The organism is Streptomyces capoamus (assembly GCF_014654935.1).
In the GTDB taxonomy this organism is placed as follows: Bacteria; Actinomycetota; Actinomycetes; order Streptomycetales; family Streptomycetaceae; genus Streptomyces; species Streptomyces capoamus.
The window spans coordinates 289,627-313,308 of sequence record NZ_BNBF01000009.1 but is presented as its reverse complement, the minus strand read 5'-3'; the positions used below and the strand labels follow the sequence as shown (position 1 = coordinate 313,308).

At 73.9% G+C, this 23,682-nt stretch carries 18 protein-coding genes and 1 pseudogene; 10 read left to right on the top strand and 9 right to left on the bottom strand.

Features of this window, described 5'->3' with window-relative positions; all coding sequences use genetic code 11:
• The first annotated feature begins 284 nt into the window (after positions 1–284).
• Together IE312_RS43810 and IE312_RS17310 are read left to right on the top strand one after the other, a co-directional pair.
• A complete protein-coding gene (locus tag IE312_RS43810) occupies positions 285–413 on the top strand; it encodes a hypothetical protein (protein ID WP_268254321.1) in 129 nt (42 codons plus the stop codon).
• 31 nt (positions 414–444) lie between these two features.
• Positions 445–1,209 (top strand): bestrophin-like domain, encoded by a 765-nt coding sequence (locus tag IE312_RS17310; RefSeq protein ID WP_189982720.1) that lies wholly within the window; start codon positions 445–447, stop codon positions 1,207–1,209.
• A gap of 164 nt (positions 1,210–1,373) precedes the next feature.
• On the opposite strand, the gene IE312_RS17305 is transcribed toward IE312_RS17310, so the two are convergent.
• Positions 1,374–2,318, bottom strand: a complete 945-nt coding sequence (locus tag IE312_RS17305; protein ID WP_189982718.1) for a hypothetical protein — start codon at positions 2,316–2,318, stop codon at positions 1,374–1,376.
• A 332-nt stretch (positions 2,319–2,650) separates the two neighbouring features.
• Between IE312_RS17305 and IE312_RS17300 the strand changes: the two genes are divergently transcribed.
• Complete coding sequence (locus IE312_RS17300; protein WP_189982716.1) at positions 2,651–3,322, top strand: class F sortase; 672 nt, start codon at positions 2,651–2,653, stop codon at positions 3,320–3,322.
• Between the two features lie 39 nt (positions 3,323–3,361).
• On the opposite strand, the gene IE312_RS17295 is transcribed toward IE312_RS17300, so the two are convergent.
• A complete protein-coding gene (locus tag IE312_RS17295; protein WP_189982714.1) occupies positions 3,362–4,198 on the bottom strand; it encodes a polysaccharide deacetylase family protein in 837 nt (278 codons plus the stop codon).
• A gap of 128 nt (positions 4,199–4,326) precedes the next feature.
• On the bottom strand, positions 4,327–7,605 hold the full coding sequence (gene lysX, locus IE312_RS17290; RefSeq protein ID WP_189982712.1) for a bifunctional lysylphosphatidylglycerol synthetase/lysine--tRNA ligase LysX: 3,279 nt from the start codon (positions 7,603–7,605) through the stop codon (positions 4,327–4,329).
• A 97-nt stretch (positions 7,606–7,702) separates the two neighbouring features.
• On the opposite strand from lysX, the gene IE312_RS17285 reads away from it, so the two are divergent.
• Together IE312_RS17285 and IE312_RS17280 are read left to right on the top strand one after the other, a co-directional pair.
• The gene (locus IE312_RS17285; RefSeq protein ID WP_189982710.1) at positions 7,703–8,179 is read left to right on the top strand and encodes a universal stress protein; all 477 of its coding nucleotides are present in this window, start codon (positions 7,703–7,705) and stop codon (positions 8,177–8,179) included.
• Between the two features lie 115 nt (positions 8,180–8,294).
• A complete protein-coding gene (locus IE312_RS17280) occupies positions 8,295–9,725 on the top strand; it encodes an amino acid permease (RefSeq protein ID WP_189982708.1) in 1,431 nt (476 codons plus the stop codon).
• Here the strand turns inward: IE312_RS17280 and IE312_RS17275 are convergent, their stop codons facing one another.
• A complete protein-coding gene (locus tag IE312_RS17275; RefSeq protein ID WP_189982706.1) occupies positions 9,726–10,874 on the bottom strand; it encodes a CapA family protein in 1,149 nt (382 codons plus the stop codon). It abuts the gene before it with no gap.
• Between the two features lie 216 nt (positions 10,875–11,090).
• Here IE312_RS17275 and IE312_RS17270 point away from each other — a divergent pair, with 216 nt between their 5' ends.
• From IE312_RS17270 to IE312_RS17260, 3 genes are all read left to right on the top strand, one after another.
• Positions 11,091–11,639 (top strand): sigma-70 family RNA polymerase sigma factor, encoded by a 549-nt coding sequence (locus IE312_RS17270; protein WP_189982704.1) that lies wholly within the window; start codon positions 11,091–11,093, stop codon positions 11,637–11,639.
• Between the two features lie 141 nt (positions 11,640–11,780).
• The gene (locus IE312_RS17265; protein ID WP_189982702.1) at positions 11,781–12,296 is read left to right on the top strand and encodes a hypothetical protein; all 516 of its coding nucleotides are present in this window, start codon (positions 11,781–11,783) and stop codon (positions 12,294–12,296) included.
• A 151-nt stretch (positions 12,297–12,447) separates the two neighbouring features.
• The gene (locus tag IE312_RS17260; RefSeq protein ID WP_189982701.1) at positions 12,448–13,104 is read left to right on the top strand and encodes a zf-HC2 domain-containing protein; all 657 of its coding nucleotides are present in this window, start codon (positions 12,448–12,450) and stop codon (positions 13,102–13,104) included.
• A 43-nt stretch (positions 13,105–13,147) separates the two neighbouring features.
• Here the strand turns inward: IE312_RS17260 and IE312_RS17255 are convergent, their stop codons facing one another.
• From IE312_RS17255 to IE312_RS17245, 3 genes are all read right to left on the bottom strand, one after another.
• Positions 13,148–14,011, bottom strand: coding sequence for an Fpg/Nei family DNA glycosylase (locus IE312_RS17255; RefSeq protein WP_189982698.1), 864 nt, complete (start codon positions 14,009–14,011; stop codon positions 13,148–13,150).
• Between the two features lie 56 nt (positions 14,012–14,067).
• The gene (locus IE312_RS17250) at positions 14,068–16,149 is read right to left on the bottom strand and encodes a SpoIIE family protein phosphatase (protein ID WP_189982697.1); all 2,082 of its coding nucleotides are present in this window, start codon (positions 16,147–16,149) and stop codon (positions 14,068–14,070) included.
• Between the two features lie 61 nt (positions 16,150–16,210).
• Entirely contained in the window at positions 16,211–17,446 is a 1,236-nt protein-coding gene (locus IE312_RS17245) for a DUF6777 domain-containing protein (protein ID WP_229899954.1), read from the bottom strand.
• Between the two features lie 126 nt (positions 17,447–17,572).
• Between IE312_RS17245 and IE312_RS17240 the strand changes: the two genes are divergently transcribed.
• Entirely contained in the window at positions 17,573–18,994 is a 1,422-nt protein-coding gene (locus IE312_RS17240; protein ID WP_189982762.1) for a lipase maturation factor family protein, read from the top strand.
• 76 nt (positions 18,995–19,070) lie between these two features.
• Here IE312_RS17240 and IE312_RS17235 read toward each other — a convergent pair whose 3' ends face one another.
• Complete coding sequence (locus IE312_RS17235) at positions 19,071–19,538, bottom strand: DUF4231 domain-containing protein (protein ID WP_189982764.1); 468 nt, start codon at positions 19,536–19,538, stop codon at positions 19,071–19,073.
• 95 nt (positions 19,539–19,633) lie between these two features.
• On the bottom strand, positions 19,634–22,651 hold the full coding sequence (locus IE312_RS17230; protein WP_189982695.1) for an alpha-mannosidase: 3,018 nt from the start codon (positions 22,649–22,651) through the stop codon (positions 19,634–19,636).
• Positions 22,652–22,912: 261 nt separating this feature from the next.
• Between IE312_RS17230 and IE312_RS40525 the strand changes: the two are divergent.
• Positions 22,913–23,682: pseudogene (locus tag IE312_RS40525) on the top strand (amidase); the annotation flags it as partial.

Here is a 23,682-nt window from a genome sequence, read left to right as displayed (position 1 = left end):
CGCCGACGCCCACCCCCACCCCCACGCCGACGCCCGAGCCACCGCCCCCGCCTCCGCCTCCGCCCCCGCCCCCGCCGGAGCCGACCCCCACCCCGAAGCCGACGCCGACACCTGAACCGCCGCCGGTGCCGGCACCCGCGCCGCGCCCGCCCCGGCCCGCCCCGGCGCCGCCGGCTCCCCCGGCACCCGCGCCCCCGCCACCGCCCGCCCCGCCGCCGGCACCCGCACCGGCCCCCAGGCCGAAGCCGGCGCCCCGGCCCGCCCCGCGGCCCTCCGTGACCCCGGTGGGCTTCCCGGCGTACCACCCGCACGCCGTCGGCCACCCCGCCCGCGGTCACACCTCGCCCGTCACCTACGTCCTGCTCATCACCATCCCCGCGATCGTCGCCGTCGCGGCGCTGCGCCCGCGCTGACGCGCCGGCCCGCTCACCCTGGAGGCACCAGTTGTCGGATTGGCTTGTTCTCGTCCTCGCGATGCTGGGGGCCTGCGCCGTGGTGGTCGTCATCACGCTGCTGCGGCACCGGACGGCCGCCGAGGACGAGGATCCGAGCGAGACCCCGGACGTCATCGAGTACATGACGATGTGGATCGGCGTCATCTACGCCATCGTGCTGGGCCTCGCCATCGCGGGCGTCTGGGAGGCCCGCAACAGCGCCGAGGACCACGTCCAGACCGAAGCCCAGGCGCTGCACGAGATCTCGGAGCGGGTGCGGGTCTACCCACCGGACATCCGGGACCGCATCCGCGCCGACGTGGACGCCTACGTGGGGTACGTCGTGCACAGCGAGTGGCGGACGATGGCGGACCAGGAGCGCGTCACGGACCGCGGCACCGAACTGCTGCGGACCGTGCGGGCGGACGTCACCGACTACCAGCCGCGCAACGACTTCGAGGCGCAGGCCTACCAGCCGCTGCTGGACCAGCTGGCCACCGCCGACCAGGCGCGCAACGCGCGGGCCGACGCCACCGGGGCCACCATGCCGCCGGTGGTGTGGTGGGGGCTGCTCACCGGAGCGCTGATCACCATCGGCATGGTGTTCGCGCTCCAGATCCGGCGCACCCGGCGCGAGTTGGTCCTGGCCGGGCTGTTCTCCGCGACCATCGCCTTCATGCTGTTCCTGATCTGGGACTTCGACGCGCCCTACAGCCGCGGCATCGCGGTGACCGCGGAGCCGTTCCTCAGCCTGTTCCCCGGCGCCGGCGGATAGCCCCGCCGGCACACCGGCCGGGACAGGCCTTCGCCCCCGCTTCCACGAGGAACCGGGGCGAAGGCCTGTCGGGTACGCGGGCTGGGGGACGGGGTCGGATCCGGCGGCCCCGCGGCGCACCGGGGCGTCACGGGCGCCTCCCGCACCGGCGGCGCACCGGGGCGTCAGATGCGCTTCTCGTTCCTGCGGCGCAGCCAGAAGGCTCCCCCGCCGATCACCGCCGAGCCCACCAGACCGCCGCCGATCGCCATGTCGGTGGGCGTCGCGCCGCCGGTCCTGCTGCCGCCGAGACCGCCGTTCACCCCGCCGATCACGGTGAACGCGTCGCGGCGGGTGATGGTGCGGCCGTCACAGCGGACGGTGACGTCGTAGCGGCCGCGGCGGGCCTCGCGGTCGACGGTGGCGACACCGCGCGCGGTGTCGTCGCGGAACGACTCCAGCCGGGTCACGCCGAAGGCGTCGGAGCTCGCCGTACCACTGCGGCAGCCGTTCACGATGATGGTGACGCGGCCGCCGGCGGGCACGATGTCCGGCGTGACGAAGATGTCGCGGGAGTTGCCGAAGCTGTCGCCGCGGCCCTCGTCCCCGCGGCCGAAGTCGTCCCCGCGGTCTCCGCGGTCTCCGCGCTCCCCGCGTTCTCCGCGCCCGTTGTTCCCGCCCTCTCCGCCGCGGCCGTTGCCGAAGCCCTCTCCGCCGCGGCCGTTGTTCCCGCCTTCTCCCCCGCGGCCGTTGTTCCCGCCCTCGCCCCCGCGGCCGTTGCCGAAGCCCTGACGGCCGTTGCCGTTGCCGTTCCCGTTGAAGTTCCCGTTGCCGTTGCCGTTGAAGTTGCCGTTGCCGTTGCCGTTGCCGTTGAAGTTCCCGTTGCCGTTGAAGTTCCCGTTGCCGTTCCCGTTGAAGTGGCCGTTGCCGCCCACGTTGCCGGTGCCGGGGACGACGCCACCCCCGCTGAAGGTGCCGATGTTGCCGGTGCCGGGCACGATGACGGTGGTGTTGTCGGTGCTGCTCGGGCCGCCCCCGTTGCCCATGCCGTCCGCGACAGCCACGGGGGCGGCGAGCCCGAGCACGGCGACCGTGGTGCACGCCGCCGCCAGGGCACGTTGGTTGCGCATGTGATCCTCCGCGGGAGGTCACCGGGTCCCGTCCCCGGTGGATCGGCGAGAAATCACCTCCCGTACAGACCCTCGGACGCGCGGAACACGCCCGCATGTCGAGAATGGTCCGTCCCGGTGATCCGACACGCCGACAGACAACCGGACAATCGGATATTGCCGCAGGTCACGGACCGTCAGAAAAATCTTGGGAACGGCAACTCGGATGGCGCACCGAGCGTGCGGGGGGCCACCCGTTCGCCGATCGCCCCGTCGCCCGCCGCCCGCGCGGGACTTAGCGTTTTCCCATGCGCGACGGGCGTGGCGGCGACCGCGTCGAGAGGGGATGGCGAATGTCTGCGTCCAAGCTGGCCCTGCTGGCCGAAGAGGAGGAGCGGCGGAGGAAGCGCGCCCCCTGGGGCGTGATAGCGCTCGTTCTGCTGACCGGTCTGGCCCTGATCCGCAACGGTTCCGGGGAGTTCGACGTCGGGCCGCCGCAGCCCGCCTCGGCGGCGGCCCCGGACACCCGCGCCACGCTGGGCACGTTCGCGCCCGCGCCCACCGCCCTGCCGTTCTCCCCCGTGCAGCGGGTCCGCATCCCGGTGATCCGCGTGGACGCGCCGGTCGTGCAGGTCGGGCTGGACGCGGACGGCTGGGTCGCGGCGCCGCCGCCGGAGAACCCCCAGCTGGCCGGCTGGTTCACCGGCGCGGTGTCCCCGGGTGAGAAGGGCACCGCGGTCATCGTCGGACACGTCGACAACAAGCAGGGCCCGGCGGTGTTCTACGGCCTCGGGGCACTGCAGAAGGGCAACCAGGTCGAGGTCCTGCGCCAGGACGGCAGGACCGCGGTGTTCGAGATCTACGGGGTCGAGGTCTTCGCGAAGAACAACTTCCCCGGCGACCGCGTGTACGGCTCCAAGGGCACGCCCGAGCTGAGGGTCATCACCTGCGGAGGCGGCTTCACGAAGCAGAACGGCTACGAGGGCAACGTCGTCGTCTTCGCCCGTCTGGCCGCGGTCATGTGAACCGCCGCGGCCGGACGGGACGGTGAGGCCCGGGAACCGTCAGGCGCGCCGCGCCGGCACGGTGAGGTGGTAGCCGGAGTCGATCAGGTAGGGCAGCCACTCCCGGATCGCCCGGACGGTCTGCGTACGGTCGCCCCCGGCGTCGTGGGACAGCACCACGACCCCGGGGGCGGCGCCGCTCTCCACCCGGTCCACGATGGTGTCGGTGCCGGGCTCCATCCAGTCGGTGGTGTCCACCGTCCAGGCCATCGGCTCCATGCCCATCTGGGCGCCCAGCTGGAACGCGGCGCGGTTCCAGGCGCCGTAGGGCGCGCGGAACCACTGCGGGCGCTGCCCGTAGGCGTCCTCGATGGCGTCGCTGGTGCTCTCCATCTCCGAGCGGATCTCGTGGCGGTCCAGCTCGGTCAGCAGCGGGTGGGTCCAGGTGTGGTTGCCGACCACGTGGCCCTCGTCGGCCATCCGGGCGAGCAGTTCCCTGTTCTCCACGACGCACTCGCCGCACACGAAGAACATCGCCCGTACGCGGTACTTGGCGAGGGTGTCCAGGATGTGCGGGGTGTACTCCGGATTCGGGCCGTCGTCGAAGGTCAGCACCATGCGCCGGCCGCCTCCGGAGATCCGCAGGACGGGTTCGTCACGCACCTTCAGCCTGCGGGGCACGGCGCGCGGCGGCGCGTCCCCGGTGAGCGGCTGGAGCCGGAAGGCGGAGGGCTTGAGGGCCTGGCGGGCCTGCGGGCCGGCGACCGGGGCCGCGGCGGTCCGGCCGGTCTCCTCGCCGCCCGCCGCCACGACGATCCCGGCGGTGCCCGCCGCTCCCAGAGCGGCGGCGCCGGCGAGGAGCATCCGGCGCCGCGTGAACAACTGATCCTTCTGCATGACTTATCAGTCGCCCACCGGGGGCCGGGGCGCCACGACGGCACCGGCGCGGCGGCCGATTGCACCCGGACGGCGCAGTGGCCGTACGCCCGGGAACACCTGTCCGAGCGGGTGGGGGCCGCCGGAGGTCAGCGGCGGCGCACCAGCGGGAACGGCAGTGTCTCGCGGATCGTCAGGCCGGTGAGGAACATGACGAGCCGGTCGACGCCGAGGCCGAGGCCGCCGGTCGGGGGCATGGCGTAGGCGAGCACCTGGAGGAAGTCCTCGTCCAGTTCCATGGCCTCCGGGTCGCCGCCGGCGGCCAGCAGCGACTGCTCGGTGAGCCGGCGGCGCTGTTCGACGGGGTCGGTCAGCTCCGAGTAGGCGGTGCCGAGTTCGGTGCCGAAGGCCACGAGGTCCCAGCGTTCGGCGAGCCGCGGGTCGGTGCGGTGCCGCCGGGTCAGCGGGGAGACGTCGGTGGGGAAGTCCTTGTAGAAGACGGGGGGTCCGGTCCGGTGCTCGACCAGCCGCTCGTACATCTCCAGCACCACGTCACCGGGTCCGTCGTCGGCGGTGTACGGCACCCCGGTGCGGTCGCACAGCCGGTGCAGCCGCAGTAGTTCCGTGCCGGGCCCGAGCTCCTCCCCGACCGCCTCGGAGAGCGCCCCGTACACGGTCCTGACCGGCCAGGTCCCGGAGATGTCGTACTCGGCACCGTCCTTGCGGACCACCGGGGAGCCGAAGGCGGCGGTCGCCGCGGCCTGGATCAGTTCGCGGGCGAGGTCGAGCATGACGTCGTAGTCGGCGTGGGCCTGGTAGGCCTCCAGCATCGTGAACTCGGGATTGTGCTTGTGGGAGACGCCCTCGTTGCGGAAGGTGCGGCCCAGTTCGAAGACCCGCTCCAGACCGCCGACGCACAGCCGCTTCAGGTACAGCTCGGGGGCGATGCGCAGGTACAGGTCGAGGTCGTAGGCGTTGCTGTGGGTGGTGAAGGGGCGGGCGTTGGCCCCGCCGTGGACCTGCTGGAGCACCGGGGTCTCGACCTCCAGGTAGCCGCGGTCCAGCAGGCCCTGGCGCACGGCCTGTACGGCGGCGGAGCGGGTGCGGACGACGGCGCGGGCGTCGGGGCTGGTGATCAGGTCCAGGTGGCGGCGGCGGACCCTGGCCTCGGGGTCGGTCAGGCCGCGGTGCTTGTCGGGCAGCGGGTGCAGGCACTTGCCGGTGAGCTGCCAGGAGGCGGCGAAGACGGTGGGTTCGCCCGAGTCGGACAGGCCGGCGCGGCCGGTGACGGTGAGGTGGTCGCCGATGTCGGTGTCGGCGGTGAAGCGGTCGAGGTCCGGGCCGCAGGCGTCGCGGGTGAGGGCGATCTGGTGGTCGCCGGACCAGTCCCGCAGCACGGCGAAGACGATGCCGCCGAAGTCGCGGACCAGCAGGACGCGTCCGGCGACGGTGACGTCCGCGCCGGGCGGGACGTCGGCGAGGGCGTGGGTCGGCGCGGGGACGCCGACCGGGTAGGGGTCCGTGCCGGCGGCGCGCAGCCGGTCCAGGGTGCGGTACCGGACGCGGACCTGTTCGGGCAGGCCCGCGTCCGGGGCGGCGGGCCCGGCCTGGTCCCCTCCGTCGAGGCCGAGCGCCGGCCCGGACGGCGGCACCGCCGCGGGGGCGGGCCGCCGTCCGGTGTCCGGGTGCCCCTTTCCCCAGAGTTTGCGCAAGCTGGGTACGGAGACGAAGCCCTCGGCGATGCCGGAGGCGAGGCCGATGCGGGCGAGGGAGGCGGTGTCGGCGTAGCAGAGGAAGCGGGGGAACCACTCGGGGCGGTACTTGGCGTTGGAGCGGTACAGCGCCTCCAGCTGCCACCAGCGCGAGAGGAACAGCAGCAGCCGGCGCCACAGGCGCAGGACCGGTCCGGCGCCGATGCGGGCGCCCTCCTCGAAGACCGAGCGGAAGACGGCGAAGTTCAGCGAGACGCGGCGCACGCCCAGTTTCGGGGCGGCGGCGCACAGTTCGGCGACCATGAACTCCATCACCCCGTTGGGCGCGGCCCGGTCACGGCGCATCAGGTCCAGGGAGATCCCCTCGCGGCCCCAGGGCACGAAGGAGAGCAGGGCGAGCAGCCGGCCGCCCTCGCCGAGGGCCTCCACGAGCAGGCAGTCGCCGTCGGCGGGGTCGCCGAGCCGGTCCAGGGCCATGGAGAACCCGCGCTCGGTCTCGGTGTCGCGCCAGGCGTCGGCCTTGCCGACGATCTCCACCATCTCGCGTTCGGTGAGGCCGGCGTGGCGGCGGATACGGCAGACGGCCCCGCTGCGGCGGAGCCGGTGCACGGCCTGCCGGGTGACGCGCATGTCGCGGCCCTCGAGGTCGAAGGAGGCCACGTGCACGATGGCCTCGTCGCCGAGCTGCAGGGCGCCCAGGCCCGCGCGGGCGTAGGCGCGGGCGCCGGCCTCGGAGGCGCCGATCACGGCGGGCACCCAGGCGTGCCGGCGGGCCACGTCCAGCCAGGCGCCGATGGCGTGCGGCCAGGCCTCCGGGTCGCCGACGGGGTCCCCGCCGGCCAGGCAGACCCCGGCCTCGACACGGTAGGCGACGGCCGCCTTGCCGCTGGGCGAGAAGACGACGGCCTTGTCGCGCCGGGTGGCGAAGTAGCCGAGGGAGTCCCGCTCGCCGTACGCCTTCAGCAGGGCGCGGACGCGGGCCTCCTCCTCCGGGTGCAGGGCGGCTTCCAGGCGCTGCGAGCGGAACAGCGCGGCGGCGGCGTTGAGCAGGGCGAGGGCACCGAACAGGCCGAGCAGGAAGGTGATCTCGTGCGGCGGGCGGCCGGCGAAGGAGGCGGCCGGGACCAGTCCGCCGCACACCCGGTCGGCCGCCCAGGCCAGGTGCTGGCCGGCCGGGAGCGTGCCCGGGAAGAGCAGCACCAGGCCCCAGCCGAGCAGGATCGCCACGGCCAGCCCGGCCAGCAGCACGGCCAGGGCCCGCCACACGGCGCCGCGCCGGGAGGCGGCGTAGAACTCGCGGCGGGCCGCGACGAGCACGAGCAGCAGCAGCGCGCACAGCACCAGGGACGGCAGTGACGCGGCGTACAGGCCGGCGGCCGCGCCGAGCGCGTCGGCGAGGACGAGCAGGCCGAGGTAGACGACGACCAGCCACCAGGCGGCCTTCTTGCGGGCGGCGGTGGCGCCGGCCAGCAGGAACAGGAAGACGGCGTAGGCGAGGTTGGCGCTGATGGGGACCAGGAGCAGGTCGAGGGTGCGGACGACCGGGCGGAGCGGGCCGCGCAGCGGGGGGACGACCGCGAGCAGGGCGCACAGCAGGCCGAGGGCGGCGAAGAGGGTGGCGAAGGCTTCCGGGACCCGGCCGAGGCGCCCGGAGGCGGGCGGGCGGGCCGGGGCCGTGGCGTCCCCGCCGGCGGCGGGGTCCGCGGTGGCGGTCATGTTCCGACTCTAGGAAGGGGGGCCGTGGCTCGCCCGTCGAGCGGTCCGGGCGGCCGGCGCTTCTTCGGCAGCGGCCGGTTCCGATAGCCTCGCGGCCGTGACGGAACAGCACGAGCAGCACTCGCCCGCCCACCGGTTCGAGCGGGGCACGGACGGTCCGAAGGTCATCGTGGTCGGCGTGGACGGCTCCGACTCCTCGATGCGGGCGGCCGCGTACGCGGCCGGGCTGGCCCGGCGCCAGCACGCGCTGCTCGCGGTGGTGTACGTGCAGCCGGTGCTCGCCGCCGGGGCGGCGCTCGGGGCGCCGGTGGCGGAGACCACCGACGAGATCGCCGAGGACCTGGTCGCGCAGATCCGGGAGGCCGCGGAGCGGCTCAAGGGGATGTTCGAGGTGCGCTGGGAGTTCCACACCTTCCGCGGCGACCCCTACAACGGGCTGGTCACGGCGGCGGACGAGCTGAAGGCGGACGCGGTCGTGGTGGGGGCCTCGGAGCAGGCCGGCCACCGGATCATCGGCTCGGTGGCGGTCCGCCTGGTGAAGACGGGCCGCTGGCCGGTGACGGTCGTACCGTAGGAAGCCACGGTCGCGGGCCCGGCCGGCCGTCGTGCGTGGCGTCTTCCCTGTGGGTCCGTGCTGAGCCATCATGATCCGCCGTCAGCCGTTTGCCGTCGGCGAAGAGGTGAGGCGTATGGCCAAGCTCCGTGCGGGCGAGGGGATTCTCCGCCGCAAACCCATCGAGCACATCGAGGAGACCGAGGTCGGCGAGGGCACCCGGCTGGACAAGTCACTGGGGCTCTGGCAGCTGACCGCCATCGGGGTCGGCGGCATCATCGGCGCGGGCATCTTCACACTGGCCGGTACGGTGGCGAACGGCACGGCGGGGCCCGCGGTGCTGGTGTCCTTCCTGATCGCCGGTGTCGCGAGCGCCTGCGCCGCGCTGTCGTACGCCGAGTTCGCCGGGATGATCCCGAAGGCGGGTTCGGCCTACACGTACGGGTACGCGGTGCTCGGCGAGTTCGCGGGCTGGTTCATCGGCTGGGACCTGCTGCTGGAGTACACCGCGATCGTGGCCGTGGTGGCCATCGGCATCTCCGGCTACTTCGGCTTCCTGGTCGAGGCGATGGGCGCGCACCTGCCCGCCTGGATGCTGGGCGCGCCCGGCACCGGCTCCGGGCACCGGGTCGACCTGTTCGCGGCCGTGCTGTGCGTGCTGATCGCGTGGCTGCTGAACCAGGGGATCCGCAGCGCGGCCCGCTTCGAGACCTTCGTGGTCGCACTGAAGGTGCTGGTGGTGCTGCTGGTGATCGGCGTGGGCGTGTTCCACATCGACTCGGCCAACTACACCCCGTTCTTCCCGTTCGGCATCAGCGGGGCGTTCACGGGTGCCGCGACGGTGTTCTTCGCGGTGTTCGGCTACGACGCGATGTCGACGGCGGCCGAGGAGTCGAAGGACGCCCAGCGGCACATGCCGAAGGCGATCATCTACTCGCTGGTGATCTCCATGGTCCTGTACGTGGCGGCCTGCCTGGTGCTGACCGGCATGCAGAACTACAAGGACATCGACAAGGAGAGCGGCTTCTCGACGGCGTTCAAGTCGGTGGGGCTCGGTGCGCTGGCGGACGTGATCGCGGTCGGCGCGATCATCGGCATCCTCACGGTGATGTTCACGTTCATGCTGGGCGTGACCCGGGTGTGGTTCTCGATGTCCCGGGACGGGCTGCTGCCCCGCTGGTTCGCCAAGACGCACCCGACGCGGCACGTGCCGACCCGTGTGACCTGGATCGTGGGGGTGGCCTCGGCCGCCATCGCCGGGTTCGTGCCGATCGGCGAGGCGGCCGAGCTGACCAACATCGGCATCCTGCTGGCGTTCGTGGTGGTGTGCACGGCGGTGATCGTGCTGCGCTACCGGCAGCCGGAGCTGCCGCGCTCCTTCCGGACGCCGGGGATGCCCGTGGTGCCCGCACTGGGTGTGCTCTTCTCGATCTGGCTGATCACGTTCCTGCAGTGGCAGACGTGGGTGCGGTTCGCGGTGTGGTTCCTGATCGGCTGCGTGGTCTACTTCGGCTACTCCTACCGGCGCTCGGTGCTGGCCACCGGGGAGCGCGCCGGCCGGAGCTGATCACTCGGCCATGACCAGGCCGTCCTGGGCGGCCCCCCGGCTGAGCACGACGTTCCGGATGCGGTCGCGCACCGCCTCCAGCTCGGCACCCTGGGCGATGGCGTGGTTGAGGTCGAGGACGCGGCCGGCGTCGAGGTCGTACAGCTGCGGGACGAACTCGGCCCTGGTGACCCGCCAGGCCGCGCCCGGCCGGGCGGGCGGGGCGAAGGTGAAGCGGCCCAGGGTGGACTCGTTGCCGCGCGGGTCCTGGGCGCCGTCGCCGTTGTACATCTCGCCGGCGATCTGGTCGCCCATCCCGTAGACCACCCAGGTGCCGTTGACCTTCTCGTAGGCCTGCGGGACGTGGGCGTGGGTGCCGAGGATCAGGTCGATGTCGGGGTGGCCGTCGGTGGCCGAGGCGGTGAGCCGCTGGGCGAGGGAGAGCTGGAGCCGGTCGGGCTCGTCCTGCCACTCGGTCCCCCAGTGCACGGAGAGCACGACCACGTCGGCGCCGCCCCGCCGGGCGGCGCGGGCGTCGGCGATCATCCGGTCGGCGTCGATCAGGTTCACCGCCCAGGGCTGTCCGGGCGGCATCGGGTTGCCGTTGGTGCCGAAGGTGTACGACAGGTGGGCCACCCTGGCCGAGCCCGCCCGCAGCATCGTCACCGAGCGGGCCTCGGCCTCGGTGCGGGCGGTCCCCGAGTGCCTCAGTCCGGCCCTGTCCATGGCGTCCAGGGTGCGCCGGATGCCGGCGGCCCCGTCGTCCAGGGCGTGGTTGGAGGCGGTGGAGCAGCCGTCGTAGCCGGTCGCGGCGAGGCCCGCGGCGATCTGCGGCGGGGATTTGAAGACGGGGTACCCGGCGTAGTCGCCGTCGGCGCCGTAGACGGTCTCCATGTGGCACAGCGCCAGGTCGGCGCCGGAGACGACCGGTGCGACGCCGGACAGCATGGGCCGGAAGTCGTGGCCGTCGCCGCCCGCGTCGTAGGCGGCCCGTTCGATGACGGAGGTGTGCGGCAGGACGTCCCCGGAGGCGACGAGGGTGAAGCCGCCGGGCGCGGCGGGCGCCGAGCGTCCCTCGGTACCGGTCTCCCGGTGCTGGTTCTGGCAGGCCGCCCCGGCCGCGAGGACGGCGGTCAGGGCCAGAGCCACCTGCTGTCTGCGTCCGATCATCAGCTCACCCCAAGATTGTCGTATATACAGACGAAGCCGTGACGGGCATATGGGTATGAATCTCACGTATCGGATAAACAGCCCGGGCGCGGTCATTAGCCCGTCCGGTGTCCCGGCGCACCGCTCGGCCGACCGTTCGCCGACGCGATCGACCGTCCGTCGCAGAACCCGGCCCGCCCCCTGTCGGCGGGCGGCACCCTGCGCTGCGATACGGCCATGACGGCCGGAACCTCACTCACCCACGGGACGACGACCGCCGGGCACGAACTGGCCGCGCTCCAGCGCAAGCACGGCGGCCCCCTGTTCGCCCTGCTGTTCAGGCTCTGCGACGGGGACAGGCAGCGCGCCGAGGACCTCGTGCAGGAGACCCTGGTGCGCGCCTGGCAGCACCCCGAGGCGCTGCACGCCGAGGGCTTCGACTCGGTCCGGCCCTGGCTGCTCACCGTGGCCCGGCGGCTGGCCATCGACGCCCGGCGGGCCCGGCAGGCACGGCCGCCCGAGACCGGCGACGAGGTCCCCGAGGACGCGCGGGTGACCGCCGACCACGCCGAGCGGGCCGCGGCGGTGCTCGACGTCCGGGAGGCTGTGAAGACACTCACGCCGGAGCACCGTGACGTCCTGGTACTCGTGTACTTCCGCGGGGCCAGTGTGGCGGAAGCGGCGCAGACCCTGGGCATTCCACCCGGTACGGTGAAATCCCGCGCGTATTACGCGTTGCGCGCCCTGCGCCGGGTCCTTCCGGGTTATGCGGCCGACCTGCAGTGAAACCGGAAGCCTGGTCAAACCTCGGTAAAGCGCCTTGCTGCGGCCCCCGTCCGGGCAATGGGCTGTCCTCATCCGCGTTCCGGTCGGGGGCGGCCCCGGGGATCGGGTAACGCGCACGCACCGGAGGAAGGGCAGGAAGGGATGCTGCACAGAGGGCACGAGAGCACGGACGGCGCCGACGGCGGTGAACTGGCCGTCCCCATGGCCTGGTTGTACGCCGAGTACATCGCCGACGAGCTGCTGCGCACCGGCGATCTGATGCCACCGACGTCGTTCGAGTTCCGGGCCGGACGGGACGCGCTGGCCCTGACCGTCTTCCTGTCCGACACCGACGGGGAGCTGTCCGGCATCCGGGTGATCTCCCAGCTGGAGAACTGGCTGTCGCTGACCGCCTACGACCAGCCTTGGCGGGACTGGGTGCGGGCGCGCATGGCCGAGCTGACCGCGCGGGCGGCCGGCGCGGACGCCCCCGACCCCGACCTGGCGCTGGCGGCCGACGCCTGGCGGTGGCTGGAGGAGACCGAGCTGCTCGCTCCGGACCTGGACGCGGTACCGGGCGGCGGCGCGGTGTTCGGGGAGGACGACGGGCCGAAGGTGTGGACCCCGGCCTGGCGGCTCGGACTGCCCCTCGGGCACCTGGCGATCCACCTCTTCTGAACCTTCCGGAATTCACACCAATCCGCGGGCCGGCCCGCTCCGAATCTCTAGCCCGTGATTCTGCGCGCGGCTTGAGTGATTCGGCGGTCGGCTGCGTACGGGTGGGAGCAAGGAGTAACCCTTCCCCCACCCTTCGGCACGAGGATTCGGCATGAGGTCCCTGGAAAGGCATCGCGACGTCGGCGCCTACGCGCTCGGCGTGCTGGACGAGGCGGAGGCCTTCCGCTTCGAGGACCACCTCATGGAGTGCCCTCGGTGCGCGGCACACGTGACCGAATTCGGGCCCGCGGCCCGGCAGTTGATGCTGTACCGCCGGGCCACGCCGCGCTTCGTGCACCCCATGGCACAGCCCGGCCCCCGACTGCTGGACCGGCTGCTCGGCGAGCTGGCACAGCGGCACCGGGCGCGGCGCCGCCGGCTGCTGTACGGACTGGCCGCCTCGGTGGTGCTGGCCGTGGCCGGTCCGGGGATCGTGGCCTTCTCCGGCCACCCGGAGCCGGCCGGGTCCCGGGTCGCGGCGGCGACCGATCCGCACACCGGGGTGTGGGCGCGGGTCACCTCCGCCGACCAGGACTGGGGCAGCGACCTGCGCCTGGAGGTCAAGGACGGCTCCGGGGCGCACACCTGCCGGCTGGTCGCGGTCGGCCGCGACGGCAGCGAACAGGTGGTCGCCGGCTGGACCAACCCCGGCGACGGCGCCCGGCCCACCACCACGATGGGCGCGGCGGCGATGCACCCGGACCAGATCGCGCGCTACGAGGTGCGCACGGCGGAGGGGAAACGCCTGGTCACCGTGGAGGCACGGTGACGGCGCCCGGGACCGGGCCGGGCACGTGCGGCGCGGCCCGCCCTCACTTCAGCAGGCGGGACAGCCGGCGGTCGGCCAGCGGCTTGCCTCCCGTCTGGCAGGTCGGGCAGTACTGCAGCGAGGAATCGCTGAAGGAGACCTCGCGGATGGTGTCGCCGCACACCGGACAGGGCTCGCCGGTCCGGCCGTGGACACGCAGGCCGCTCTTCTTCTCCGACTTCAGCCGGCCGGCCGCCACCCCCCGGGAGCGTTCGACCGCCTGGGTGAGCGTCTCGCGCAGTGCCGTGAACAGCCGGTGGGTCTCCTGGGGCGTGAGGGAGGCGGCCAGCTTGAACGGGGACATCCCGGCCGCGTGCAGGATCTCGTCGCTGTAGGCGTTGCCGACGCCCGCGAGCAGCGACTGGTCGCGCAGGGCGCCCTTCAGCTGCCGCCGCTCGTCCTTGAGGAGGGCGGCGAGGCGGTCCTCGTCGAAGTCGGCGGCGAGCGGGTCGGGACCCAGCCGGGCGATGCCCGGAACCTCCCGCGGGTCGTGGACGACGTACACCGCGAGCCGCTTCTGGGTGCCGGCCTCGGTCAGGTCGAAGCCCTCGCCGTTCTCCAGCGCCACGCGCAGCGCCAGCGGTCCCTTGCCGGGCTTCGGCGGGCCGTCCGGCAGCCGGTCCCTCCAGTGCAGCCAGCCCGCGCGGGCCAGGTGGACCACCAGGTGCAGCCCGCCGTCCGTCCCCAGGTCCAGGAACTTGCCGTGCCGGCGCACGGCCGTCACCGTGCCGCCCTCGACGGCGGTGACCGGCGGGTCGTAGGTCTTCAGGACGCTGACCGCGACCGGCAGCACCCGCACCACCCGGCGGCCGGCCAGGTGCTCGGTCAGGAATTCCGTCAGCGCTTCCACCTCGGGCAGTTCCGGCATACGTCCAGAGTGCCACCCGGCACCGACAACGCCCTGCGGACCGCCCGGCCGGTGCCTCACGGCAGCCGGAACTCGCACCACACCGCCTTGCCGCCGCCCCGCGCCTCCACGCCCCAACCGTCGGCCAGCCGGTCCACCAGAAGCAGACCGCGGCCGGACACCCGGCTCTCCCCGGCGTCCCGGCGCCGGGGCAGCGCGCTGGAGGGATCCTCGACCTCGATGCGCAGCCGGCGGCCGCCGCCGGACAGGGCGCGCAGGGTGACGATCGCCGGCCCCTCGGTGTGCATCAGCGCGTTGGTGATCAGCTCGTCGGCGGCCAGCTCGATCTCGTAGGCGCGGTCGCGGGCCCCCCAGGCGCGGACCGCGGCACGGATCATGTGCCGGGCCCGGGCGAGAGCCTCCGGGTCGCCGGACGCGACCTGCTGCCGCAGCCGGCCTCCGGCGGGCGCGGTGCCGGGGGCGCAGCGGCGCAGCAGGAGCAGGGCCACGTCGTCCTCGCCGCCCTGCTCCTCCGACAGCTGGATCAGCCGGTCGGCGAGGTCACGCACGTCGTCCGGGCCGTCCGCGACGACTGCGGCCAGGCCGCGCATGCCGTCGTCGAGATCGGTGCCGGGCTGTTCGACGAGCCCGTCGGTGCACAGCAGCAGGGTGTGCCCGGGATCGAGTTCGAGGGTGGCGACCGGGTACTCCAGCCGGCGGAACTCGGCGGACAGCCCGAGCGGCAGTCCGCCCTCGACGGTGACCCGGGCGCAGCTGCCGTCGCTGTGCCGGACGAGCGGGTCGATGTGCCCGGCGCGGACCACCTGGACGACCCCGGTCGACAGGTCGGCCTCGGCGTACAGGCAGGTCGCGAACCGGTCGGTGTCGAGTTCGTGCAGGAAGACGGAGGCGCGGGCCATCACGGTGGCCGGGGTGTGGCCCTCGGCGGCGTAGGCGCGCAGCACGATCCGCAGCTGCCCCATGACGGCCGCCGCGTGCGTGTCGTGGCCCTGGACGTCGCCGATGACCGCGCCGACCCGGCCTCCCCCCGAGGTGCCGCCGGGCAGCGGGATGAGGTCGTACCAGTCGCCGCCGATGTCCCGGCCGAGAGCGGCCGAGCGGTAGCGGACCGCGATGTCGGCGCCGCGGACGCTGGGGATGCTGCGGGGCAGCATGGCCTGCTGCAGTCCCTGGGCGAGATCCTTGTCCTGCTCGTAGAGCATGGCCCGCATGAGGCTCTGCGCGATGCTGCCGCCCAGGGCGACCAGCACCGCGCGTTCCTCGGCGGAGAAGCCGCGCCGGTCGTCGTAGAGCAGGCCCATCGCGCCGATCGGACGGGCCTGCGCGATCAGCGGCAGATAGGCGGCCGAGGTGACGTGCAGGTCGGTGAGGTGCGGCCAGAGGATCGGGTAGCCGGTGGCGAACTCCTCCGGGGACTCGATGAACCGGGGGCTGAGGGTGCGCACGACCTCGCTCATCGGGTACGGCTCGTCGATCCGGGTGATCCGGGTACCGGGGACGGAGGCGCCCGCGGGGCCCTCGGCCACCAGCCGGATCCGGCCCGCCTCCACCAGGCCCATGACCAGGCTGGCCGCGCCCAGGTGGCGGACGCCGTGGGTGTCCTTGAGGACGTCGATGACGTCCTGGACGCTGCGGGCGTGGGCGAGGGCGGCGGAGATGACCTGGACGACACCGGTCTGCTGCCGGAAGGCCTCGTCCTGGGCGGCGCGCAGGCTGCGGGCGGCGCTGTCGGCGAGTTCCTCGGTGGCGTCGCGGACGATGCCGACGACGCGGCGCGGGCGGCCGGTCGCGTCGCGCCGGATGTAGCCCTGGGTGTGGGTCCAGCGCAGGGTGCCGTCACGGCAGCGGATGCGGAAGTAGGTGCCGTAGTTCTCGCTGCCGTCCTTGATCGCGTTGGCGACGACCGCGTCCAGCCGGGCCGCCTCCGGCGGGGGCACCCGGACGGCCAGGCTCTCCGGGCGCTCGTCGTACTCGTCGGGCCGCAGGTCGAAGACCCGGAAGGCCTGGGCGTCCATGTGGAAGAGACCGGCGTCCAGGTCCCAGTCGAAGCTGCCCATGCGGTTGAGCGCGAGGATCGGGTCCGGGTGTGCGGGCCAGTCCTCCGGGAGTGACAGGGCGCTCGGGCCCCGATCGGCCATGGGGCCCAGACTGCCAGGATCCGGCGGATTCTTCGACTTGATCGGCGGCCTGGCCCGGGGCTCAGTCGCCGTCGGCGGGGCCGGCGGGTACGGAGCCGCCGGGGCCCGTCGTGCCGGCCGTGCCGGTCGTACGGGGGGTCGCCGTACCGGATCCGGAGGGGGACGGGCCGGACGGGGACGGGGCGGATGGTGACGGGGACGGGCCGGACGGGGACAGGCCGGCACGGTCGGGGGCGTCCGGGGCCCGGGGCCTGCCGGTCTCGCCGGAGGGGGCCAGGGAGAGGGCGGGGACGAGGGAGAGGGCGGGGTCGGGGCCGGGGGACGGCGGGTCCGTGGCGGCGGTGGCCGTGTTCCGGTCCGGGGTGCCGCTGCGGCGGCCCGGCACCACGGGGACGGACGGCGACGGCGGCACCCCGGTGCGGCCGGGGGACGCGGGCGAACCGCTCTCCTCGGCGCTGGGCTGCCCGGTGACCGCCGCTCCGGCGTCCGTGGGGTCGGGGGCGGCGGGGCTGGTGGAGGCTCCCGGGGGCGCGGGTACGACCCGGTCCCGGCGGACGTCGGGGCCGGTCCGGCGCTGGATCCAGGTGCGGGTCGCGGGGTCGACGATCGTGAGGCTGGTGACGGTGCGGGACGCGGGGGCCACCACGATCACCTGGTTCGGCCGGTAGCCGGCCCACAGGGTGCCGCGGGCATCGGCCCCGCCACGGGTCGGCGCGGGCTGGTCCAGCGGGTTGCCGCAGGCGCAGCGCACCCGGGGCACGCCCCGGTCGTCGACGAGGACGGCGGTGCCGGCCTGCAGCACGGCCTGGAAACCGGACGCCCGGTGGTCGCGGTAGGCGTGGTTGGTGACGCGGGTGTCGGCGCCGAGGACGACCGGGGTCAGACCGCGCAGATAGCCGGGGAGGTCCTCCCGGGTGACACCGGCCGCCCCGGCGAAGGCCTGGGCCCTGGCCTCGTCCGCCGTCAGCCGGCGGATGTGCCGCTCGATGTCGCAGCCGGCGACGCGCGGGGAGCCCCGGTACAGGCCGGGTGTCGCGCCGGACACGGTGCGCGCCGCACGCAGCGGCGCCTCCACGTCGCCGGGCTGGACCGGCGCGGTGGCCCGCGGTGTTCCGGTCCTCGCAACTCCCGTGTCGGTGGACTCGGTGAAGGGCCCGGGCCCCCGCTCGCCGGCGGCCTGCAGCAGGACCGGCTCCCCGGCCCTGGTCTGCTTGACGCCGGTGCCCGCGCAGCCCGCGGCCAGGAGCGTCACCAGGAACGCGCAGGCCGGGACGATCGATCGGGTGGGTATCCGCACCGCACACTCCGCATCACTGTGGGTGATTACGCCCTATTGTTGGCATCGCCCGGCTTCGCCTGGCAACTCGGGGACCGCCGCGGCGAGAGCGGCGCCGGTGTCCCCGCACAGGAGGCGCGTACGGTCGTGGACTGGTTCACCGCACCCGACTACTGGCTGAGCCGGCTGGTCCTCCAGCGGTCGCTGGCGGCCCTGTACCTGGTCGCGTTCGCGGCGGCGGCCCTGCAGTTCCGGGCGCTGCTGGGCGAGCGCGGCATGCTGCCGATCCCCCGCTTCGTCGCCCGGGTGCGGTTCCGGCGCGCCCCCAGCGTGTTCCACCTGCACTACTCCGACCGCTTCTTCGCCGCGTGCGCCTGGACGGGGTGCGCGGTGGCCGCCGCCCTGCTGGCCGGGGCGGACTCGGCACTGCCGGCGTGGGCGGGGATCCTGCTGTGGCTGGTGCCGTGGGCGCTGTACCTGTCGATCGTCAACGTGGGCCAGACGTGGTACGCGTTCGGCTGGGAGTCGCTGCTGCTGGAGACGGGTTTCCTGGCCGCGTTCCTCGGCAACGACGAGGTGGCGCCGCCCGTCGTCGTGCTGTTCCTGCTGCGCTGGATCCTGTTCCGGGTGGAGTTCGGCGCCGGGCTGATCAAGCTGCGCGGTGACGCCTGCTGGCGCCGGCTGACCTGTCTGGACTACCACCACGAGACCCAGCCGATGCCGGGCCCGCTCAGCTGGTTCTTCCACCACCTGCCGAGGCCGCTGCACCGGGTGGAGGTGGCCGCCAACCACGTCACCCAGCTGGTCGTGCCGGTCCTGCTGTTCGCCCCGCAGCCGATCGCGTCGGCCGCCGCCGCGCTGATGATCGTCACTCAGCTGTGGCTGGTGCTGTCCGGCAACTTCTCGTGGCTGAACTGGATCACCATCGTGCTGGCCCTGTCCGCGCTGCGGCTGCCGGTCACGGCGCCGTCCGTGCCGGCGGCCCCGCTGTGGTACGAGGTGCTGGTGCTCGCGGTCGCCGCCCTGCTGGTCGTCCTGAGCCGCAGCCCGGTGCTGAACATGGTCTCCCGGCGCCAGGTCATGAACCGCTCCTTCGACCCGCTGCACCTGGTGAACACCTACGGCGCGTTCGGCAGCGTCAGCCGGGTGCGCTACGAGGTGGTGGTCGAGGGCACGCTGGACGACACCCCGCACCCGGACTCAGGCTGGCGGGAGTACGCGTTCAAGGGCAAGCCCGGCGACCCCCGGCGCTGGCCGCGCCAGTTCGCCCCCTACCACCTGCGCCTGGACTGGCTGATGTGGTTCGCGGCGCTGTCGCCGGCCTATGCCGGCGACTGGTTCGGGGCGCTGGTGGAACGCCTGCTGGAGAACGACCGGGACACGCTGAAGCTGCTGCGCCGCTCCCCGTTCCCGCCGGACACCCCGCCCCGCTACGTCCGGGCCCGGTTGTTCCGCTACCGGTACACGACCTGGCGGGAACTGCGCGAGACGGGGGCCTGCTGGGAGCGGACGTTCGTGCGGGAGTACCTCCCGCCGACGCGGCTGGCGGGCGTGGCGCAGAGGTCGTAGGCCCCGAAGGCAGACGGGCCCCCGGTGAGGCGGTGGAGGGGCTGAGGGCCCGGCTGGGCCCTGACCGGTCCCCCGGTCAGGCTCCCACCGGTGGCACGGGCGTCTCCGGTCGGCCGCCCTGCGCCTCGGACCAGGCGCGCAGTTCGCTCGCGCCGACCTCCTCGACCACCGTCTGCAACGCCTGCCGGGCCGCCGCGTCCCGCCCGGACTCCGGCAGGAGCAGGTAGCGGTCGATCGCCCGGCGCAGCGACTCCCGTGCCTGCGCGGCCAGCACCCAGCGCGAACCGGCGCCGTACAGCTGGCGCATGCCGGTGAAGAAGACGGCGCCGCCCGCGATCAGCGCGGTCAGCCAGGCGGGAGCGTGCAGTCCGGCGGCCACCACGGTCACCGACGTCGTGAGGAGAGCGCCGAGTTCGGTGGCGTGGTGCAGCCGTCTGGCACGGCCGGAGGCCCGCGCGTAGAACGCCAGGTCCCTCCGGGCGAGCGCCAACAGGGGATCAGGTTCCGCGGCCCAGGAGTTGTCGGGCGCCCTTCTTCGTCGCATCGGCACATCATCGGGGCGGTGCCCGGGCGGGGCCAAGCCCCACCGCCGGGCGCGGGCGGCCTCGCCCGGCGGTGGGTGGGTGCCTTGCGGCGGGTTCACGCCCTGCGCAGCCTCAAGGTCACCAGTTCGAACGGGCGCAGCCGTACGGTGACGCGGTCGCCGTCCGGCACCGGCGCCCCCTCGTCCCACGGCCGTTCCAGCAGGTCCGTCACCGTGACCCCGGCGACCCGGAAACCGGCCGTGAGGGTGGCCCGGGCGCGGCCGCCGTGGGCCTCGTGGAAGCGGACGACGACGTCCCCGGTGCCGTCGTCGGCGAGCTTCACCGCCGTCACCACCACCGCGTCGTTGTCGACCGTGACCAGCGGGGCGACCTCCCGGGCGCCGGTCAGCCGGCGTTCGGGCAGGTTGACGCGCCAGCCCTCTCGGACCGCGTCGCCGATCGAGGCGCCGGGGAGCAGGGCGTGCCGGAAGCGGTGGACGCCCTGGTCGGTCTCGGGGTCGGGGAAGCGCGGGGCGCGCAGCAGGGAGACCCGGACCGTGGTGGTCGTACCGCGATCGCCGTCGGTGCGGACCGTGCGGGTCACGTCGTGGCCGTACGTCGAGTCGTTGACGACCGCCACGCCCCAGCCCGGCTCCTCCAGGTGGACGAAGCGGTGGTTGCAGGCCTCGAACTTGGCCGACTCCCATGAGGTGTTGGTGTGGGTGGGCCGGAAGACGTGCCCGAACTGGGTCTCGGACGCGTACCGTTCGGTGTGCAGGTCGAGCGGGAAGGCGAGCTTCAGGAACTTCTCCGTCTCGTGCCAGTCCACCTCCGTGTCGATGACCAGCCGCCGTTCCCCGGGCGGCAGGGTCAGCAGCTGGGTGACCCGGGAGGAGCCGAAGGCCCGGACTACCCGCACCGAGGCGCCGTCCTCGCCGGCCGTCACCGACTCGGCGTCGGTGAGGTCGGTGACGGTGTTGCGGTAGAAGGAGTCGACGTCCCAGGCGTCCCACATGTTGGGAAAGTCCGGGTGGAGCTGGAGCAGGTTCGCGGCGCGGCCGGGCGCGACGGTCTCGCGGCCGGCGGCGGGGTCGTGGACGGACACGACCAGGCCCCGGGCGTCGACGGTGACCCGCAGCAGCCCGTTGTCCAGCGTGAACCCGCCGTCCCGACGGGGGGCGAGCCGGGTGTGTCCGGTCACGGCGGGCGGGGCGGCGCCGCCCGCCGTGACCCCGTGACGGGCGTGCGGGGCCGCGTTGAAGGCGAGCGCGGTGCCGCCGTCGCCGGCCAGGGCCCGCTGCGCCGCGCCGATGATCCCGTCCAGTTCGGCGGCGATCCGCTCGTACGTCGCCCGGGCCTCCCGGTGCACCCACGCGATGGAGGAGCCGGGCAGGATGTCGTGGAACTGGTGCAGCAGGACCGTCTTCCAGATGCGGTCCAGTTCCCCGTACGGGTAGGGGAATCCGGTGCGTACGGCCGCCGTGGCCGCCCACAGCTCGGCCTCGCGCAGCAGGTGTTCGCCGCGCCGGTTGCCCTGCTTGGTCCTCGCCTGGCTGGTGAGGGTGGCGCGGTGCAGTTCGAGGTACAACTCGCCCACCCAGACCGGAGGTTCGGGGTACTCGGCCTGGGCCTTCTCGAAGAAGGCGCGCGGTGTCTCCCACGTGACGGCGGGTGAGCCCTCCAGGTCGCGCAGCCGGGCCGCCTTGGCGACCATCTCACGGGTGGTGCCGCCGCCCCCGTCGCCCCAGCCGGTCGGCGCCAGCGAGTGCCGGGCCCGGCCCTTGTCCCGGAAGCTGCGGGCCGCGTGCGCGAGTTGGCTGCCGTGCATCGAGCAGTTGTAGGTGTCGACGGGCGGGAAGTGGGTGAAGATCCGGGTGCCGTCGATGCCCTCCCAGTGGAAGGTGTGGTGCGGGAACCCGTTGGTCTGCGACCAGGAGATCTTCTGCGTCAGCAGCCACTTGCCACCGGCCGCCCTGATGATCTGCGGCAGGCCCGCGGCGAAGCCGAACGTGTCCGGCAGCCACGCCTCCTCGTTCTCGATGCCGAACTCGTCCAGGAAGAACCGCTTGCCGTGCACGAACTGCCGGGCCATCGCCTCCGAGCCGGGCATGTTGGTGTCCGACTCCACCCACATCCCGCCGGCCGGCACGAACCGGCCCTCCGCCACGGCCTTCTTCAGCCGCGCCCACACCTCGGGCCGGTGCTCCTTCACCCAGGCCCACTGCTGGGCCTGGGACATGGCGAACACGAACTCCGGCTCGTCCTCGGCGAGCGCGGTCATGCTGGACGCCGTACGGGCCACCTTGCGCACCGTCTCGCGCAGCGGCCACAGCCAGGCCGAGTCGATGTGCGCGTGCCCGACCGCGCTGATCCGGTGCGCCGACGGCACGGCGGGCGCGGACAGCACACCGGTCAGCCGCTGCCGCGCCCGTTCGGCGGTGCCGTTCACGTCCTGCAGGTCGACGGCGTCCAGGGCCCGTTCGGCCGCGCGCAGGATGTCGTGCCGGCGCGCGGAGTCCACGGGCAGCTCGGCCATCAGCTCACCGAGCACCTCCAGGTCCAGCACCAGCTGCCACACGGTCTCGTCGAAGACGGCGAGGTCCATGCGGGTCAGCGTGTACTGCGGCTCGCCGCCCGCGGTCTCCTTGTCGCCCAGCGGGGTGGGCCGGAAGGGAGGGTGGCCCAGGACGACCGGGTTGGAGGCGGCCTCGATGTGCAGGCGCACCCGCTCGCCGCCCGCGACGGGCGCGCCGATCCGCACCCACTGGTTGCGCGGGTTGAGGCCCTTCACCGGGGTGCCGTCGGGCCGGTAGACCAGCCCCTCGCACTGGAAGCCGGGCATGTTCTCGTCGAAGCCCAGGTCCAGCAGCGCCTCGACGGTCCGGCCGGCCCACGCCTCGGGCACGGTTCCGGTCACCCGGAACCAGCTGGTGCCCCAGGGAGCACCCCACCGGGTGCCCACCTCGGTCGGCTCGGGCTCGGCGGCGAGCCCCTGCGCGACCGGCACGGGTTCGCCGGGCGCGTGCCACACCGCGACCCGGAGCGGCACGGACTGCGGGTACACGGCGGGGCGGAGGCGTTCGTCCAGGACGCGCCTGAGGCGGGCTTCCACCAGAGTGCGGTCGTCATGCATGCGGGGTGCTCCCTGTGGTCGCGGTGCCGGCCGGCGGTGGGTGACGGCGGCGGGGCGCCGTTGCGGGCGGGCGGAGGCCGCCGCCTTCCTCCCAGCCTCGCGCCGGAGGGCCAGACCGACAACCACGCATCAGCCGCCGCAGCCGCCGAGACCTCCGAGACCCTCGGAGCCGTGGGCGGCCACGGCCTCTCGACGTACCGCTCCCCACCGTGCAGAGTTCTCCTACCCGTCGTCCGTACCGATGAGTAGCGAGGAGCGCCCGTGAGCAGCTGGGCCGGCCGGAGTGCCGTCGAGATCGCCGCCGCCGTCCGTGAGAAGCGGGTCACGCCCCGGGAGGTGGTGGCCGGGCATCTCGCGCGGATCGAACGGCTCGACGGCCGGATCGGGGCGTTCCGCACGGTGCGATCACAGGCGGCGCTCGTCGAGGCCGACGAGGTCGCCTCACGTGCGGACCTGACCGGACTCCCCCTCGCGGGCGTGCCGTTGGCGGTCAAGGACAACCTGGCGGTACGCGGCGAGGCCGCCCGCAACGGCTCCGCCGCCACGCCGGACACCCCGGCCGCCCAGGATCATGTGACGGTGGCCCGGCTGCGGGCGGCCGGTGCGGTGGTCGTCGGGCTGACGAACGTGCCCGAGCTGTGCGTCTTCGGCACCACTGAGGGCCCGTACGGCACCGCCCGCAATCCATGGGACCTCTCCCGCACGGCGGGCGGCTCCTCCGGCGGCAGCGCGGCGGCGGTCGCCGCGGGACTGGTGCCGCTCGCGCTCGGCAACGACGGCATGGGCTCGCTGCGCATCCCGGCCGCGAACTGCGGACTGGTCACGCTGAAGCCCGGGCACGGGGTGGTGCCGGCCGGGATCGGCCACGGCGACTGGTTCGGGATGTCGGAGAACGGCCCGCTGGCCACGACGGTGGAGGATCTGCGGCTGATGCTGGCGGTCCTCGCGGACGGTGAGTTCGAGCACCGGGAGGACCGGCCCCGGCTCAGGATCGCCGCCGCCGTGCGCAGTCCGCTCGCCGGGGTCGGTGT

Excerpts from the sequence above, each read along its gene's own strand:
- IE312_RS17305 (WP_189982718.1), bottom strand. The coding sequence starts at position 2,318 with ATGCGCAACCAACGTGCCCTGGCGGCGGCGTGCACCACGGTCGCCGTG.
- IE312_RS17300 (WP_189982716.1), top strand. The coding sequence starts at position 2,651 with ATGTCTGCGTCCAAGCTGGCCCTGCTGGCCGAAGAGGAGGAGCGGCGG.
- IE312_RS17295 (WP_189982714.1), bottom strand. The coding sequence starts at position 4,198 with ATGCAGAAGGATCAGTTGTTCACGCGGCGCCGGATGCTCCTCGCCGGC.
- lysX (WP_189982712.1), bottom strand. The coding sequence starts at position 7,605 with ATGACCGCCACCGCGGACCCCGCCGCCGGCGGGGACGCCACGGCCCCG.
- IE312_RS17280 (WP_189982708.1), top strand. The coding sequence starts at position 8,295 with ATGGCCAAGCTCCGTGCGGGCGAGGGGATTCTCCGCCGCAAACCCATC.
- IE312_RS17275 (WP_189982706.1), bottom strand. The coding sequence starts at position 10,874 with ATGATCGGACGCAGACAGCAGGTGGCTCTGGCCCTGACCGCCGTCCTC.
- IE312_RS17270 (WP_189982704.1), top strand. The coding sequence starts at position 11,091 with ATGACGGCCGGAACCTCACTCACCCACGGGACGACGACCGCCGGGCAC.
- IE312_RS17265 (WP_189982702.1), top strand. The coding sequence starts at position 11,781 with ATGCTGCACAGAGGGCACGAGAGCACGGACGGCGCCGACGGCGGTGAA.
- IE312_RS17260 (WP_189982701.1), top strand. The coding sequence starts at position 12,448 with ATGAGGTCCCTGGAAAGGCATCGCGACGTCGGCGCCTACGCGCTCGGC.
- IE312_RS17255 (WP_189982698.1), bottom strand. The coding sequence starts at position 14,011 with ATGCCGGAACTGCCCGAGGTGGAAGCGCTGACGGAATTCCTGACCGAG.
- IE312_RS17250 (WP_189982697.1), bottom strand. The coding sequence starts at position 16,149 with ATGGCCGATCGGGGCCCGAGCGCCCTGTCACTCCCGGAGGACTGGCCC.
- IE312_RS17235 (WP_189982764.1), bottom strand. The coding sequence starts at position 19,538 with ATGCGACGAAGAAGGGCGCCCGACAACTCCTGGGCCGCGGAACCTGAT.
- IE312_RS17230 (WP_189982695.1), bottom strand. The coding sequence starts at position 22,651 with ATGCATGACGACCGCACTCTGGTGGAAGCCCGCCTCAGGCGCGTCCTG.